General features: G+C 71.5%; 14 protein-coding genes and 1 tRNA gene. 9 read left to right on the top strand and 6 right to left on the bottom strand.

The genetic code is table 11. The features are described from left to right. Positions 1–23: 23 nt before the first annotated feature. On the bottom strand, positions 24–623 hold the full coding sequence (locus tag Psi01_RS14310) for a YdeI/OmpD-associated family protein (RefSeq protein WP_204064492.1): 600 nt from the start codon (positions 621–623) through the stop codon (positions 24–26). Between the two features lie 72 nt (positions 624–695). Between Psi01_RS14310 and Psi01_RS14305 the strand changes: the two genes are divergently transcribed. The 3 genes from Psi01_RS14305 to Psi01_RS14295 all read left to right on the top strand — a co-directional run bounded on the left by Psi01_RS14305 (position 696) and on the right by Psi01_RS14295 (position 4,313). After that, positions 696–1,910 (top strand): acyl-CoA dehydrogenase family protein, encoded by a 1,215-nt coding sequence (locus tag Psi01_RS14305; protein ID WP_204064491.1) that lies wholly within the window; start codon positions 696–698, stop codon positions 1,908–1,910. Beyond that, positions 1,907–3,073 carry an acyl-CoA dehydrogenase family protein gene (locus Psi01_RS14300; RefSeq protein WP_204064490.1) on the top strand — a complete coding sequence of 389 codons (1,167 nt, stop codon included), beginning with the start codon at positions 1,907–1,909 and terminating at the stop codon, positions 3,071–3,073. Before Psi01_RS14305 ends, Psi01_RS14300 begins: the two co-directional genes overlap by 4 nt. A 127-nt stretch (positions 3,074–3,200) precedes the next feature. Next, positions 3,201–4,313 (top strand): acyl-CoA dehydrogenase family protein, encoded by a 1,113-nt coding sequence (locus Psi01_RS14295; RefSeq protein WP_239127646.1) that lies wholly within the window; start codon positions 3,201–3,203, stop codon positions 4,311–4,313. Positions 4,314–4,381: 68 nt separating this feature from the next. Here Psi01_RS14295 and Psi01_RS14290 read toward each other — a convergent pair whose 3' ends face one another. After that, the gene (locus tag Psi01_RS14290; protein ID WP_204064488.1) at positions 4,382–5,020 is read right to left on the bottom strand and encodes a TetR/AcrR family transcriptional regulator; all 639 of its coding nucleotides are present in this window, start codon (positions 5,018–5,020) and stop codon (positions 4,382–4,384) included. A gap of 114 nt (positions 5,021–5,134) precedes the next feature. On the opposite strand from Psi01_RS14290, the gene Psi01_RS14285 reads away from it, so the two are divergent. Continuing rightward, on the top strand, positions 5,135–5,950 hold the full coding sequence (locus tag Psi01_RS14285; RefSeq protein WP_204064487.1) for an SDR family NAD(P)-dependent oxidoreductase: 816 nt from the start codon (positions 5,135–5,137) through the stop codon (positions 5,948–5,950). Here the strand turns inward: Psi01_RS14285 and Psi01_RS14280 are convergent. Next, positions 5,919–6,512: a TetR/AcrR family transcriptional regulator gene (locus tag Psi01_RS14280; protein WP_204064486.1), complete on the bottom strand. Its 594-nt coding sequence runs from the start codon at positions 6,510–6,512 to the stop codon at positions 5,919–5,921. The two genes, Psi01_RS14285 and Psi01_RS14280, sit on opposite strands and share 32 nt — an antisense overlap. A 198-nt stretch (positions 6,513–6,710) precedes the next feature. Between Psi01_RS14280 and Psi01_RS14275 the strand changes: the two genes are divergently transcribed. Further along, entirely contained in the window at positions 6,711–7,490 is a 780-nt protein-coding gene (locus tag Psi01_RS14275; RefSeq protein ID WP_204064485.1) for a nuclease-related domain-containing protein, read from the top strand. Positions 7,491–7,520: 30 nt separating this feature from the next. Here Psi01_RS14275 and Psi01_RS14270 read toward each other — a convergent pair whose 3' ends face one another. Both Psi01_RS14270 and Psi01_RS14265 read right to left on the bottom strand, forming a co-directional pair. Then, the gene (locus tag Psi01_RS14270; RefSeq protein ID WP_204064484.1) at positions 7,521–8,888 is read right to left on the bottom strand and encodes a vWA domain-containing protein; all 1,368 of its coding nucleotides are present in this window, start codon (positions 8,886–8,888) and stop codon (positions 7,521–7,523) included. Positions 8,889–8,922: 34 nt separating this feature from the next. Then, complete coding sequence (locus Psi01_RS14265) at positions 8,923–9,774, bottom strand: AAA family ATPase (protein ID WP_204064483.1); 852 nt, start codon at positions 9,772–9,774, stop codon at positions 8,923–8,925. A 99-nt stretch (positions 9,775–9,873) separates the two neighbouring features. On the opposite strand from Psi01_RS14265, the gene Psi01_RS14260 reads away from it, so the two are divergent. Both Psi01_RS14260 and Psi01_RS14255 read left to right on the top strand, forming a co-directional pair. Then, positions 9,874–9,947: transfer RNA gene (locus Psi01_RS14260), tRNA-Lys, on the top strand. Positions 9,948–10,178: 231 nt separating this feature from the next. Continuing rightward, the gene (locus Psi01_RS14255) at positions 10,179–11,759 is read left to right on the top strand and encodes a right-handed parallel beta-helix repeat-containing protein (RefSeq protein WP_204064482.1); all 1,581 of its coding nucleotides are present in this window, start codon (positions 10,179–10,181) and stop codon (positions 11,757–11,759) included. 48 nt (positions 11,760–11,807) lie between these two features. Here the strand turns inward: Psi01_RS14255 and Psi01_RS14250 are convergent, their stop codons facing one another. Continuing rightward, the gene (locus Psi01_RS14250; protein WP_204064481.1) at positions 11,808–13,118 is read right to left on the bottom strand and encodes a diacylglycerol/lipid kinase family protein; all 1,311 of its coding nucleotides are present in this window, start codon (positions 13,116–13,118) and stop codon (positions 11,808–11,810) included. Positions 13,119–13,320: 202 nt separating this feature from the next. On the opposite strand from Psi01_RS14250, the gene Psi01_RS14245 reads away from it, so the two are divergent. Continuing rightward, on the top strand, positions 13,321–14,169 hold the full coding sequence (locus Psi01_RS14245; RefSeq protein ID WP_204064480.1) for an aldo/keto reductase: 849 nt from the start codon (positions 13,321–13,323) through the stop codon (positions 14,167–14,169). 159 nt (positions 14,170–14,328) lie between these two features. Then, positions 14,329–15,040, top strand: a 712-nt coding sequence (locus Psi01_RS14240) for a hypothetical protein (protein ID WP_204064479.1), incomplete at its 3' end; no start/stop codon positions are given.

Here is a 15,040-nt window from a genome sequence, read left to right as displayed (position 1 = left end):
GGCGGACCGGTCAGAAGGTCCACTCAGGGCGTTTTCCGGGGTGCCACCCGGGGGGTGAGCGGGGGGACGCGGCGGCCGGCGGCCGAGTCCTCGATCAGCCGGAGCAGGCGCCTGGCGCGGGTCTCGGGCTTCTTGGCGCTCGTCACCCAGTGCAGCGCGGTCTTCCGGTAGCCCGGCGGAGCCTGGGTGCGGAACCACTCCCAGGCGGGCGCGTTCGCCCGGAAGAGCCGCTCCTGCTCCTCGTCCAGGGCGGCCTCCTGGTTCCGTTCGTGGGAGTAGATCCGCGAGTTGTCCTCGGTGCGCCGTTCGTAGGCGCGCAGGCCCGCCGGACGCATGAGCCCCCGCTCGGTGAGTTCGGCGACCTTGGCGATGTTCACCGCGCTCCAGGTGCTGCGAGCCTTGCGGGGGGTGAAGCGGATCGTGTAGCTGTCGGAGTCGAGGCTCCTGCGCACACCGTCGATCCACCCGAAGCACAGCGCCTGGTCGACCGACTCGGACCAGGTCATCGACGGGCGGCCGGTGCCCTTCTTGTGGAACCCGACCAGCACTTCGGTCTCGGTGTCGTGGTGCTTCTCCAGCCAGGTGCGGAAATCCTGGGGAGTGGCGAAGAATAGGGGCTCCATGGTCGCCAGGGTAGCGGTCGACAGGCATACCGTCCGGTCGGTACGCTCCGGGGGAGACTGTGAGGAGGGCCCATGGATTTCGGGTTCGACGCCAAGACCGAGGAGCTGCGAGAGCGGCTTCTGTCGTTCATGGACGAGTGTGTTTACCCGGCGGAGGAGGCCTTCGAGGCCCAGGCCGCCGAGAGCGGATGGGCCAGCCCCCCGCTGCTGGAGGACCTCAAGGACGAGGCGCGCGGGCGCGGCCTGTGGAACCTCTTCCTGCCGGGGGAGCACGGCGCCGGGCTGACCAACCTGCAGTACGCGCCGCTGGCCGAGATCATGGGCCGGTCGCCCAGGATCGCGCCCGCCGCGACCAACTGCGCCGCCCCGGACACCGGCAACATGGAAGTGCTGTCGATGTTCGGCAGCGAGTGGCAGCGCAAGGAGTGGCTGGAGCCGCTGCTGCGCGGGGAGATCCGCTCGGCGTTCGCGATGACCGAGCCGGACGTGGCCTCCTCCGACGCCACGAACATCTCGCTGTCGATCGTGCGCGACGGCGACGAGTACGTGATCAACGGACGCAAGTGGTTCGCGTCCGGCGCGATGAACCCGAACTGCCGGATCCTCATCGTGATGGGCAAGACCGACCCGGAGGCGGCCTCGCACCGCCAGCAGTCGATGGTGCTGGTCCCGCGCGACACCCCGGGACTGGACATCCGGCGGGGCATGCACGTGTTCGGCTACACCGACGGCGACCACGGCGGGCACGCCGAGATCGACTTCACCGACGTCCGGGTGCCGGCGGACCACCTGATCGGCGAGGAGGGCGGCGGCTTCGCCATCGCCCAGGCCCGCCTGGGGCCCGGCCGCATCCACCACTGCATGCGCCTGATCGGGATGGCCGAGCGGGCCGTCGAGCTCATGTGCACCAGGGCCCTGTCACGGAGCACGTTCGGCAAGCCGATCGCCCGGCAGGGCGTCGTGCAGGACTGGATCGCCGAGTCGCGCGTGCGGATCGAGCAGCTGCGCCTGCTGGTGCTGAAGACCGCCTGGCTGATGGACACCGTGGGCAACCGCGGCGCCCACACCGAGATCCAGGCCATCAAGATCGCCACTCCGCGGGACGTGGAGTGGATCATCGATAAGGCCATCCAGGTCCACGGCGCCGGCGGCGTCAGCCAGGACTTCCCGCTGGCCGGCCTGTGGGCCGGAGCGCGGTCGCTGCGCCTGGCCGACGGCCCGGACGAGGTCCACAAGCGTTCCCTGGCCTACCGCGAACTCAAAAAGTACATGGGAGACCGTTCATGACAGGTGAGGACGTCGCATCTCTGGCCAGGGAGTTCCTGGCAGCGCATGACCCGGGTGATCGGCTGGAGTTCCTGCGGGCCCGGTTCGACGCCGGGCTGGCCTGGGTGCACTTCCCGAAGGGCCTGGGCGGCCTGGGCGCCCCGCGTGAGCTGCAGCAGGTCGTCGAGCGCGAGCTCGCCGGGACGCCGCAGCTCGACACCGGGGTCCAGGGGATCGGCCTGGGCATGGCGGCGCCGACGATCCTGGCGTTCGGGACCGAGGAGCAGAAGAAGCGCTTCCTGCGCCCGCTGTGGACGGGCGAGGAGATCTGGTGCCAGCTCTTCAGCGAGCCCGGCGCCGGGTCCGACCTGGCGACCCTGGGCACCCGCGCGGTGCGCGACGGGGACGAGTGGGTCGTGGACGGGCAGAAGGTGTGGACCTCCGGGGCGCACCACGCGCGGTGGGCGATCCTGGTGGCCAGGACCGACCCGGACGTCCCCAAGCACCGCGGGATGACCTACTTCGTGTGCGACATGCACGCGCCCGGGGTCGAGGTGCGGCCGCTGCGGCAGATCACCGGCGAGGCCGAGTTCAACGAGGTCTTCCTGACGGGCGTACGGCTCGGCGACGACCTGCGGCTCGGCGAGATCGGCGACGGCTGGCGGGTCGCGCAGATGACCCTGATGAACGAGCGGGTCGCCATCGGCGGGGCGCCGGTACGGCGGGGCGGCGGCATGGTCGGGGTGGTGGCCGAAACCTGGCGGTCCCGTCCCGAGCTGCGCACCCACGACCTGCACCAGCGGCTGCTGCGGCTGTGGGTGGAGTCGGAGGTCACCCGGCTGGCCGGGGCGCGCCTGCGCGAGCAGCTCTCGGTCGGGCAGCCGGGTCCCGAGGGGTCGGGCATGAAGCTGTCCTTCGCCTCGCTCAACCAGGCGCTGTCCGGGCTGGACGTGGAGCTGCGCGGCGAGGAGGGGCTGGAGTACGACGACTGGTCGTTCCGCCGCTCCGACAGCGTGGACTTCTTCGGCCGCGGCGCCGGATACCGCTATCTCCGTGCCAAGGGGAACTCCATCGAGGGCGGCACCTCGGAGATCCTGCGCAACATCGTCGCCGAACGCGTGCTCGGCCTGCCGTCCGAACCCCGCGTCGACAAGGACGTGCCCTGGAAGGACCTGCCCCGATGACTTCTTTCCGTGCTTTCGTGATGGAGTGGTGAGCGACCAGTGACCCGGAGTGAGCCCGACGCAGTGAGCGAAGTGGAGCGCGAGGGACGAGTGCTCCGCGCAGCGAATGAGGAGTGGTGAGCGACCAGTGACGCTGCTGTACACAGAGGTCGAGGAGGAGCTGCGGGCCTCCGTGCGGGATCTGCTCGCCGACCGGTGCGGATTCGACGCCGTGCTGAAGCGGGTCGAGTCGGACACGCCGTACGACATGGAGCTGTGGAAGACGCTGGGCCGCGAGATCGGGGTGGCCGGGCTGCTCGTGCCGGAGGAGTACGGCGGGGCCGGGGCGTCGGCGCGCGAGGCCGCGGTGGTGCTGGAGGAGCTGGGCCGGGCGGTCGCGCCGGTGCCGTTCCTGACCAGCGCGGTGCTCGCCACCAAGGCGCTGCTGGAGGTGGGCGAGGAGGACCTGATCCAGGAGCTCGCCTCGGGTGAGACCACGGCGGCGCTGGTGGTCCCGCTGGCGGCTTCGCCGTACCGGCCGCTGCGGGAGACCGTGACGGTGGGCGAGGACGGCACGCTGAGCGGCGAGGTGCGCGGGGTGGCGGGCGCGGACGTGGCCGACGTGCTGCTCGTCCCGGTCGGCTCGGCGCTGTACCGGGTGGAGGCGGAGCATGCCCGGATCGAGGTCGTGCCCTCGCTGGACCTGACCCGGCCGGTCGCGACGGTCGCCTTCTCGGGTGCCCGGGGCGAAGTACTCGGGCATTTCGAGCGGCGGAAGGTGCTCGCGTTCGGGGCGGGACTGCTCGCCTCCGAGCAGCTCGGCGTGGCCGAGTGGTGCCTGGAGACGACGCTGGCCTACATCAAGGAGCGCCACCAGTTCGCCCGGCCGATCGGGTCGTTCCAGGCGATCAAGCACCGGATGGCGGACCTCTGGCTCGACGTGGTGCGCGCCCGCGCGGCCGCACGCAACGCCGCCGACCTGCTGGCGGCCCCCTCGGACCACCTCGCGCCCTCCGGGGCGAGCGGTGCGGCGGGCGCGGACGCGGAGCTGGCGGCGGCGGTGGCCGGGTCGTGGTGCTCGGAGGTGGCGCTGCACGTCGCCGAGGAGAGCGTGCAGCTGCACGGGGGCATCGGCATGACGTGGGAGCACCCGGTGCACCTGTACCTCAAGCGGGCCAAGGCCTCGGAGATCGCCCTGGGCGCCCCGGGCGCCCACCGCGAGGCCGTCGCGGAACTGGCCGACCTCCCCGCTCCGGCCTGAGAATCCTGCCTGATCAGTACGGCTGACGACCCCGGGACGGGTGCCCGGGGTCGTCGGCTTTCCACGGGTCAGTCCTCGCGGGGCCTGTCGGCCTCGGGGCGGGCCGGGCCGAAGCCGCGGATCAGGGTGTCCATGACGCGGGTGGCCAGTTCGTCGATGTCGGCGTCGGTCTCGGCCGGGGTCTCGGCGGGGGGACCGGCGTGGCCGGGGTGGGGGCCGTGGGCGGCCTCGGTGAGGAGGGCCAGATAGACCCGGCGCACCCACAACGGGTCGGCGTCGGGGCGGATGGCCCCCTCCTGCTGGCCGCGGCGGATGGCGAGGTCGCACTTGCCGATGACGTCGGCCTCGATCCGGGCGGCCTCGCCGGAGAGCGGGCCGCGGTTGGTGAGGGCGAAGCGCCAGCCGGACTTCACCCGCAGCACGTTCGCGGTCGCCTGGTACATCGCCACCTGGGGCGGCGCGGTGGAGGGGCGGGCGGCGTCCACCGCCTCGGCGATCTCTCTCCAGGCCGCCACCGTCATGATGTCGATCAGCGCCTCGCGGCTGGCGAAACGCCGGTGGATGGTGGTTCTGGCCACCCCCGCGGCCTCGGCGATCTGCTCCATCGTCGCGCCGGGGTTCTCACTGAGCACCCGCTCGGCCGCCTCCATGATCGTCCTGATGCTGCGCTCGGCGTCCGCCCGCAGCTTGCGGCCTGTCGTACCCATGCTCAGAAGTTACACCATCGGTCCCGTTCGACAATTATCCGATACATCAGTGTTGCAATTATCGAATCAGGTGTTACTTTATCGGCACAGAAGAGTCGCAGACAGGAGATCGTCATGGCTGGAACCGCCCTCGTGACCGGTGCCTCCTCCGGCATCGGCGCGGAGTTCGCCCGTCAGCTCGCCGGCCGCGGGCACGACGTGGTGCTGCTCGCCCGCTCGGCCGACAGGCTGGAGAAGCTGGCCGGAGAGCTGCGGCAGACGTACGGCGTGCGGGCGGAGGTGGTGGTCCGGGACCTCACCGAGCCGGACGCCGCCCCGGCGGTCGCCCGGGAGCTGGCCGCCCGGGGGCTGACCGTGGACCTGCTGGTCAACAACGCCGGGTTCGGCACCGCCGGGCGCTTCGAGGAGATCCGGGCGGAGCGCGAGCACGACCAGCTGATGGTCAACGTCGTCGCGTTGGTGGGCCTGACGCACGCGCTCGTGCCGGGCATGCTCGCGCGGGGGCGCGGCGCGGTGGTGAACGTGGGCTCGACCGCGGGCTTCCAGCCCTCGCCGTTCTTCGCGACCTACAGCGCGTCCAAGGCGTTCGTGCTCAACTTCAGCCTGGCGCTCTGGAGCGAGCTGCGCGGCAGGGGGGTGCGGGTGCTCGCCGTCACCCCGGGCCCGGTCGAGACCCCCTTCTTCGAGGTGATGGGCACGCGTGAGGCGGCGATCGGCGCGCGGATGAACACCCCCGAGCGGGTCGTGCGCAGCGCGCTGCGCGCCCTCGACCGCGACCGGGGCTACGTCGTGCCGGGGTTCGGCAACATCGGCCTGGCCCACCTGATGCCCAGGCGCCCGCGCAAGCTCATCGCCCTGATCGGGCGGATGGTCACCCGGAAGGTGGCGGACTCGCCGGTCACTCCGGCTTCTCCGGCCGTAGCGAGGTGAGCAGCAGGTCGGCGAAGTGAGCGCCCAGCTCGGCGCCGGAGAGCGGGCCCTCCGGGCTGTACCAGGTGCCGAGGTGGTGGACCGAGCCGAAGAAGAAGTCGACCACGATGTCGGCGGGGACGTCGTCGCGGAAGACGCCCTCGCGCTGGCCCTCGGTGATCAGGTCCCGGAAGCGCTCGTGATAGACGCGGCGCTCGGCCCGCACGCTCTTGCGGGTGTCCGGCGCGAGCAGGTGCATGGACCGGAAGAAGATCTTCGAGTCGTCCAGGTTCTCGACCGTGGTGCGCACGACGTCGGCGGCGGCCGCGTGCAGACGCTCGGCCACCGGGCCCGGGCTGTCGGCGAACTGGTTGAGCCGGTCCATCTGCATGCGCAGGACCCGGCCGTAGATCTCGTGGAGCAGGTCGTCCTTGGAGTCGAAATAGTGGTACATGGCGCCCTTGGTGACGCCCGCGGCGGATACGATCTCCTGTACCGAGGTGCTCTCGAAGCCTCGCTCGGCGAACAGGCGGGTGGCCTCACCGAGCAGGCGCTGCCGTACCGGCTCCTGGTCCTGAGTCATCGTCTCCCCCATGCGTGTGGTGGAGCAAGCATACCGACTGGTCGGTCAATGCGTTCAGGGGTTGCTCTAGGGGATGACGGCAGCGTGTTATTTACGTCACTTTGACGTGCCGGAACTCCAGGTTGGGTATTTGATGACCAAGGATCTCCAGAGTCGCAGATCCGTCTCCCTCCCACCACTCACCCCCGGGGGTTCGCTGTGCCTGGCGGATCGATCTACGTCCCGCCCACCGACCAGCTCAACGGCCTGTCACCGCAGGTGATGTACGAACAGTTCTGGCGCAAGGAGGCCAAACAGCGGTTGAAGATGCGCGGGCTCAAGGCGGCGGGCGGCGTGGTGGCCGGCGTCGTCCTGGGCTACCGCTTCGGGCTGCCGGGCCCGGTGGCGATCGGCCTGGTCCTCGGGCTGCTGGTCGCCGCGGCCGACGCGTTCCTGGCCTGGCGCTCCTACGACGCCACCGCGGTCTGGCGGGGCAGGCGCCGGGGCGAGACCGTCACCGCCAAACTGCTCAAGCGCCGGCTCGGCCGGCACGGCTACCGGATCCTCGGCGGTCGCGCGGTCCCCGGCCAGGCCTCGATCGACCACCTGGTGATCGGCCCCGGCGGCGTCTGGATCGTGGACAACGAGGCCTGGGACCCCGAGACCGAGATCGCCACCTACGGCGAGCGGCTCTTCCTCGGGGAGAAGTACGGCTCGAAGGAGGCCAGGGCGCTCAGCGGCGTCGCCTCCTCACTGGCCGAGGTGCTCAGCCGGGAGTCCGGCGTGCCCGTGACGATCGAGTCGCTGATCGCCGTCCACTCCGGCAGGCTCGTGCACGGCCGGGACCGGCGGCGCTCGGTGACCGCCGAGGGCGTCACGCTGCTCGCGCCGCGCCACGTGGCCTCCTGGATCCTGGGCGCCCCGCGCCAGGAGCTGGACGAGAGCCAGGTGGAGGTGCTCAGCCGTACGGCGGCGCGGGTGCTGCGCCGGATGCGCTGAGCGCGCCGTACGGCCGCCGGCCCGGGAACCTCAGGCGAGGTCCTCGATGAAGGCCGCGAGCTGGGCGACGTTGCGGCACTCGTACATCGGCACGACCGTCCCGTAGGCCGTGGCCACCGAGTCGCCGCTGTCCCACTGGGCGACCGGTTCGGGGTTGAGCCAGTAGGCGTGCCGGGCGCCCGAGCTCAGGCGCTTGAGCGTCTCCAGCGCGGGCGGCTGGTAGTTGGAGCGGGCGTCCCCCAGGATCAGCAGCGACGTCTTCGGACCGACCGCGTCGCCGTATCGCTCGGCGAAGCGCTCGAAGGCGTGGCCGTAGTTGGTCCGGCCGAACCTGACCATGTCGGCCTCCTTCGTCAGCCGGGTCATCGCCTCGGCCACGTCGGCGCCGGGGACGAAGAACTTGGTGATCTCGTCGACGGTGTCGACGAACCCGAAGGCGCGGACCTTGGTGAACTGCTCGCGCAGCGCGTAGGTCAGCAGCAGCGTGAAGTGCGCGAAGGAGGCCACGGAGTCGCTGGTGTCGCACAGGATGACCAGTTCGGGCTTGTGCGGGCGGCGGGGCCGGTTGAAGGTGGTCAGCGGGACGCCGCCGGTGGACAGCGAGGCCCGTACGGTGCGCCGGAAGTCCAGGCGCCCGCGGTGGCCCAGCCGGTGCTTGACGGTCAGCCGGGCGGCCAGGCGGCGGGCGAGCGGGTGGACCTCCCGGCGCAGCCGGGCGAGGTCCTCCCTGGTGATCCGGAGGAAGTCGAGGTGCTCCAGCGGGGGCCGCACGGCCGAGCGGGCGATGCGCTCGATCCCGGAGTCCTCGGCGATGCGGCGCCGTACGTCGGTGGAGACGGCCTCCTCGAACCGCTTCATGTTGCGGGTGATCCGCTGACGGGCCACCTTCTCGGCCATGCCGCCGCGCTCCTGGCCGGTCAGGATCTCCGCCAGCAGACGGGCCATGAGCGTCTCGGGGGACAGGGCCCGCATGACCGGATAGGAGAACCAGTTCTGCCGGCCCGGCCCGGCGGGCTGGCGGCCGAAGCGCTCCACCATCGCGCGGGCGAAGGCGTTCATCTCGGCGGTGGCCTCGCCCGCGTCCGCGAGCAGCTCGGCCAGCCGGTCGCGCAGCTCGGGGAGCTCTGCGCTCTGCGGGTCGGGACCCGCCGCCGGGCCGGGGCCGGACAGGCCCGTGGTCGAGGCGGGGAACCACAGGTCGAAGAGGGTGTCGAAGCCCGGCCGGTACGAGGGCCGCTTGACCAGCGTGGCCGCGTAGGCCGCGCGCAGCGACTCCCGCTCGGTCAGGTCGATCACCTCCATGGCCCGCACCGCGTCCAGCCCCTCGGCCAGCGACACGGGCAGTCCCGCCTCGCGCAGCGCGTGCACGAAGCCGACGTGCCGGTCCAGCAGGCTCACGCGACCCCCTCCGCCGCGGGCCCGTCCGGGCGGGTCACAGGCCGAGCTCCTTGCGGGCGCGGGTCTGGTCGGAGGCGTGCTTGAGCACCACCCCGAGGGTGGCGCCGGCCGTCTCCTCGTCCAGCTCGGTCCGGCCCAGCGCGAGCAGCGTGTTGGCCCAGTCGACGGTCTCGGCGATCGAGGGGGCCTTCTTCAGCTCCAGCGTGCGCAGCGTGGCGACGGTCCGGGCGAGCTGTTCGGCCAGGGCCTCCTGGATCCGCGGCACCTGGGCCAGCACGATGTCCCGCTCGCGCTCGGGCGTCGGGTACTCCAGGTGCAGGTACAGGCAGCGCCGCTTGAGCGCCTCCGACAGCTCGCGGGTGGCGTTGGAGGTCAGGACGACGTACGGCGTGCGCGCGGCGGTGATCGTCCCCAGCTCGGGGATGGTGACCTGGTAGTCGGACAGGATCTCCAGCAGCAGTCCCTCCACCTCGACGTCGGCCTTGTCCGTCTCGTCGATCAGCAGGACCGTGGGCGTCTCGGCGCGGATCGCGGCCAGCAGCGGCCGTTCGAGCAGGAACTCCTCGGTGAAGATGTCGTCGTGGGTGGCGTCCCAGTCCTGCCCGCCGGAGGCCTGGATGCGCAGGAGCTGCTTCTTGTAGTTCCACTCGTACAGCGCCCGGGCCTCGTCCAGCCCCTCGTAGCACTGCAACCGGATGAGCCGCGCCCCGGTCGCCGCCGCGACGGCCTTGGCGAGCTGGGTCTTGCCCACTCCCGCCGGGCCCTCGGCGAGCAGCGGCTTGCCGAGCGCGGAGGCGAGGAAGACCGAGGTCGCGATGGCGTCGTCGGCGAGATAGTCCACGGCGGCGAGCCGCTCACGGACGTCGGCGGGCGAGGCGAACCACATGTGTGCTCCCAGACAGAACCGAATGTTGTTCTAGCTTAGCCGGTCGAATCACCGGTTACGGGGCACCGGTAAAAGTGCGCTATCCTTCAAGGGCTTCACGCGCCGCTAGCTCAGTTGGTTAGAGCAGCTGACTCTTAATCAGCGGGTCCGGGGTTCGAGTCCCTGGCGGCGCACCCGGCGGAAACCCCGGCTCACCACGGTGGGCCGGGGTTTCTTCGTCTACCGGCCCGCCCGGTGCTCGAAGCCGGGCTCCGGCGCCTCTGCCCGTGAAACTTTCACGCCCCGGCGGCCCTTCACGGCCCTTCGGCGGCGGAGGGCTTTCCACACTCCACAGCGCGTGCTTAACTCTGTCCACCACTCTGGAAAGCGCTTACCAAAGGCGACGCCCCCTACGGAGACCAACGATGCGCCTGAAAGCTGTCATCGCGTGCACCGGCCTGGTGGCCGGCGCCCTCGCCGTGCTGTCACCGTCCGCCGCGCAGGCGGCGTCCATCCGGTACGAGGCGGAGAGTTCGCCGGCGGTCTGCACCGGAACCGTCGACGCCAACTGGCCGGGCCACTCCGGCAGCGGCTTCTGCAACGGCACCAACGCCAGCGGCGCCTACGCCCAGTTCACCGTGAACGCCGCGGCCTCCGGCACCGCGACGCTGGGGATCCGCTTCGCCAACGGGACCACCACGGTCCGGCCCACCAGCCTGATCGTCAACGGATCCGCCGCGGGGAGCACGTCGTTCGAGGGCACCGGCGCCTGGTCGACCTGGGTCACCAAGACCCTGACCGTGCCGGTGAAGGCCGGCGCCAACACCATCAGGCTGAACCCCACCGCCTCGGGCGGCCTGCCCAACATCGACTACCTCGACGTCGAGACCGGCGGCCAGCCGCCCGCGAACGCGCTGTACGTGGCGACCGGCGGCGACGACGGCAACCCGGGGACGGCGGCGTCGCCGCTGCGCACGATCCAGCGGGCGGTCGACCTGGCGCAGCCGGGGTACACGATCTTCATTCGCGGCGGCACGTACGCGCCGAGCACGAACATCCAGCTGCTCAAGAGCGGTACGGCGAGCCAGCCGATCACGATGCGCAACCACGAAGGCGAGCGGGTGATCATCGACGGCGAGAACATGCCGTACACGCCCGGCGCGGTCGGTTCCAGCATCCCGCGCGCGGAGCGGGGCGCCGTCCACATCGAGGGCGAGTACTGGCGGCTGTCCGGACTGGAGATCATCCACGGCCCCTACGGGATCTTCGGCCTGGACACCGGCGGCAACGTCTTCGACCGCCTGGTCGTCAGGGACAACTACGAGTCGGGCCTGCACCTGCAGGGCGCCTCCGGCAACAACCAGATCATCAATCTGGACGCCTACGGCAACCGCGACCCGCGCAAGAACGGCGAGAGCGCCGACGGCATCGCGATCAAGGAAGGCTCGGGCGGCGGCAACGTGATCCGCGGCGCCCGGCTGTGGAACAACTCCGACGACGGCCTGGACTTCTGGATGTTCACCTCCCCGGTCACCGTGGAGTCCTCGGTGGCCTGGGGCAACGGGTTCAACCGGTGGAACCTGCCCGGCTACACCGGTGACGGCAACGGCTTCAAGCTCGGCGGCGGCGACCCCGACCCGGCCGCCGACCACGTCGTGCGCAACTCCGTCGCCTTCGACAACGCGGTCGGCGGCTTCATCGACAACGGCAACCCCGGCCGGCTGTCGATCGAGCGCAGCACCGCGTGGCGCAACGGCGGCGCGGGCTTCGACTTCGCCGACTCCGACTCCACCCTGACCAGGAACCTGGCGGCGGCCAACAAGACGCAGGTGTCGCTCGGCTCCTCATCGGCCGGCTCGGGCAACTCCTGGGACCTCGGCGGCACGTGGACGTTCGTGAGCACCGACCCGGGCACGATCACCGGACCCCGGGCGGCGGACGGCTCGATCCCGTCCTCCGCCTTCCTGCGTCCCGCCGACGGCGCGGACGTCGGGGCACGGATCTAGCGGACCCGGTCCGGCGGACCCGGCGGCCCGGCGCCCGGAAGGGGCCTGTCAGGCCGCCGGTACGGCCGACGGCTCGTGCCCGCGTCCGAGCGCCATGCGGAGGACGGCCCGGAGCATCTCGGCCGTGCTCTCCGGCTCCATCGCCGACGGCGAGGCGCCCGGATGGTTCTTGGAGATCCGGGCGCGCAGGGCCGCCGGGCGGATGCGGAAGCACACCGGCGGCTCCATGCGTACGGCCTCGCCGTCGATCCCCAGCGGGACCATGCGGTCGGAGTCCACCTCGAAGGTGGTCGCCGACCAGCCGCGCCACGGCTGGCGGCCGCGGGGGCGGCGGTCGGCCGAGGTGGGCGCGCCGAGCACGACGATGCCGAGCAGGCCGTCGTCGATGCACGGCCGGGTCCCCGAGCCGATCATCCGCCCGAGACGGTAGCGGTTGTTGGACACCAGCAGGGTCGCCCCCGCCTGGTGCTCGTGGCCTCCCGGGCCCACCCAGCGCAGGTCGAGCCGGCCGTCCTGCTCCGCCGCCTCCGGGCCCAGGACCTCGGGCATGATCTCCAGGAAGGTCTTGAGCTTCGCCTCCCGGTAGCCGGGCCGCTGCACCGCCTCCGCGTACAGCCCCAGGGACACGTTGTTGACGAAGACGCGGCCGTTGACCTCGCCGAGGTCCACGACGTGCTCGCCGCCGTCGACGAACGCGTCCAGGGCCCCCACCACGTCGTCCCGGTCGACGCCGAGGTCGAGGGCGAAGTGGTTGCGCGTCCCGGCGGGTATGCACGCGTACGGCAGGCCGTGCTCGGCGGCGATCGCGGCGACGATCGCCTGGGAGCCGTCCCCGCCTGCCATCGCCAGCCCGTCCGCCCCCTCGGCCACGGCGGCGCGGACCAGCGTCTGCAGATCGTCGCCCGGCTTCAGCTCGATCGGCTCGATACCCCGCTTGCGTGCCTCGTCCGCCAGGTGGAAGCGCTCCGCCTTGCCGCCGCCGGAGCGGGGGTTGATGAAGAGCACGGCCCGGCGGGGCGCTTCGGCCGGTGGCAGCGGGACGCGCGTCCGGAACGCGGCGCGGGCCGCCGCCAGCGTCAGGACCGCGCAGGAGAGGGTGAGCAGCTGTGCCAGGAGCCAGCCCCCGAACACCAGCAGCAGCACGCTCGTCACGAGGGCGAGCCCCGCCACGGTGAGCCCGAGCACTCTCGGCAGGCCCCTGCGGCGCAGGCCGTACCAGGCCGTGCCCAGAGCGACGGCGAGCAGTCCCAGCAGCACGAGGCCGCGGGGGAAGGCCGAAACGGTCAGCCACACCGCCATCCCGACGGTTACCGTCCCGAGCACCAGGGCGGCCAACGCCGCGACACGCTGGGTCGTCATTCGCTCCTCCTCCAGGTCTTCTGGAAGGACCGGACGACGCCGGGCGATCGATCTGTGTGGTGTGCGCCGCCCGTCTTCACCCCTCCATGCGTAGCGTGTACCGCTTCGCCGGTTCTTTCCAGCCTTTACCGGTCCGGTGAGTGGGGGGCCGCGGAGCGGGGAGCCTTGACCTGAAGTGAACTCCAGCTCCCAGGATGGACATATGGAAACACGCATGATCGGGAACATCGCCGTCGGAGCGATCGGGCTCGGCGCCATGCCCATGTCGGTGGCGGGGCACATGCCCGACGAGGCGCAGTCGATCAGGACCATCCACGCCGCGCTCGACGCGGGCGTGACGCTCATCGATACGGCCGACGCCTACACGCCGTCCTCCGACGACGTCGGGCACAACGAGCGGCTGGTGGCCAAGGCCCTGGCGCTGTGGTCAGGCGACCGCGGGACGGTCCTGGTGGCCACCAAGGGCGGGCACACGCGCACCGCGGGCGACGGCTGGGGCGTGGACGGGCGGCCCGCTTATCTGCGCCAGGCATGTGAACGCTCACTCAAGGCGCTCGGCGTCGAGGCGATCGGGCTCTACCAGCACCACAGGCCCGACCCCGCCGTGCCGTACGAGGAGACCGTCGGCGCGATCCGCGACCTGCTCGACGAGGGGAAGATCCTGCTGGCGGGGATCTCCAACGCCGATCCGGAGCAGATCAGGACGGCCCACGAGATCCTCGGCGGACGGCTGGCGAGCGTGCAGAACGAGTACTCTCCGCGCTTCAGGAGCAGCGAGCCGGAGATCGACGTCTGCGCCGAGCTGGGAGTGGCGTTCCTGCCCTGGTCGCCGCTGGGCGGCATCTCCTCGGCCGACCGGCTCGGCGGCCCGTTCGCCGAGGTGGCCGCCGCGCGGGGCGTCTCGCCCCAGCGGGTCTGCCTGGCCTGGGAACTGGCCAGGAGCCCCGTCGTGATCCCGATCCCGGGGGCCAGCCGGCCGGAGAGCATCATCGACTCGGCCGCCGCCACCGAGCTCACCCTGAGCGAGGAGGAGCTGGCCCTGCTGGGATGAGCCCGCCGCACCGGCCGCCTCACCGGGCCGTTCCGCCGGGACGGTCCGGTATGCCGGGGCGATGAGATTTCCCTCACAGATTTTCGTCAACCGGCCGTCCGTCCGGTCGATGGAAGAGCGACAACTACCATCGCGCTTCGCCCATCGAAGGAGACGGCCATGTCCGGTCTGCGCAATTGGGGAGTCGGCAGACGCCTGGGCCTGTCATTCCTCCTGGTCACCCTCCTCATCGTCGTGGCCGTCGCGGCCGGCCGTTCGGGAATGAACAGCCAGGACGACATCGCCACCCGGCTGGACCGGCTCGAACAGGTCGAGGACGACGTCCAGAAGCTGACCTTCTACGCCGCCGACATCACCGGCTGGCAGGGGCTGGTGGTGGCCGACGCCGGCGCCTACGGGGGCAAGGTCGCCACCGCGCCCGACGCCTACAACCGCGAGGGCGAGCTGGCCAGCAAGAAGGCCCTGTACGACGCCCTCGACGCCACCCACGTCGAATACCTGACCGCGGCCGAGAAGGCCCAGTTCGACAAGCTCGAGCCCGCCTGGGACGCCTTCTTCGTCTGGGACGACAAGATCATGGAGCTGCTGGCCGCGGACACCCGCGAGGCGCGGGCCGAGGCGATGGACAGCATCAACGGCGGGGAGGCCGCCGCGGCCTACTCCGAGAGCCTCGACATCAACGCCGCCCTGACCGACTCCCTGGCCGGACGCGTCGCCGAGCTCAGGAAGGAGGCCGCCGAGGTCAAGGAGGAGAGCAACTCCATCCTCCTCGTCACGCTGGGCCTGGCCCTGCTCGTGGCCGCCGGGCTGAGCACCGTGGCCACGCGCTCGGTGGTGCGGCCGCTGGGCGTCGTGGTGGCCGCGCTGGGCC

The organism is Paraplanobispora siamensis (assembly GCF_016863175.1).
GTDB classification, from domain to species: domain Bacteria; phylum Actinomycetota; class Actinomycetes; order Streptosporangiales; family Streptosporangiaceae; genus Planobispora; species Planobispora siamensis.
Note: the sequence above shows the minus strand (reverse complement) of the source record. Positions and strands in the feature narration are given on the sequence as shown.

What these genes read in the sequence shown, in the direction of transcription:
- Psi01_RS14310 (WP_204064492.1), bottom strand. Translation starts at nt 623, where the DNA reads ATGGAGCCCCTATTCTTCGCCACTCCCCAGGATTTCCGCACCTGGCTG.
- Psi01_RS14305 (WP_204064491.1), top strand. Translation starts at nt 696, where the DNA reads ATGGATTTCGGGTTCGACGCCAAGACCGAGGAGCTGCGAGAGCGGCTT.
- Psi01_RS14300 (WP_204064490.1), top strand. Translation starts at nt 1,907, where the DNA reads ATGACAGGTGAGGACGTCGCATCTCTGGCCAGGGAGTTCCTGGCAGCG.
- Psi01_RS14290 (WP_204064488.1), bottom strand. Translation starts at nt 5,020, where the DNA reads ATGGGTACGACAGGCCGCAAGCTGCGGGCGGACGCCGAGCGCAGCATC.
- Psi01_RS14285 (WP_204064487.1), top strand. Translation starts at nt 5,135, where the DNA reads ATGGCTGGAACCGCCCTCGTGACCGGTGCCTCCTCCGGCATCGGCGCG.
- Psi01_RS14280 (WP_204064486.1), bottom strand. Translation starts at nt 6,512, where the DNA reads ATGACTCAGGACCAGGAGCCGGTACGGCAGCGCCTGCTCGGTGAGGCC.
- Psi01_RS14265 (WP_204064483.1), bottom strand. Translation starts at nt 9,774, where the DNA reads ATGTGGTTCGCCTCGCCCGCCGACGTCCGTGAGCGGCTCGCCGCCGTG.
- Psi01_RS14255 (WP_204064482.1), top strand. Translation starts at nt 10,179, where the DNA reads ATGCGCCTGAAAGCTGTCATCGCGTGCACCGGCCTGGTGGCCGGCGCC.
- Psi01_RS14250 (WP_204064481.1), bottom strand. Translation starts at nt 13,118, where the DNA reads ATGACGACCCAGCGTGTCGCGGCGTTGGCCGCCCTGGTGCTCGGGACG.
- Psi01_RS14245 (WP_204064480.1), top strand. Translation starts at nt 13,321, where the DNA reads ATGGAAACACGCATGATCGGGAACATCGCCGTCGGAGCGATCGGGCTC.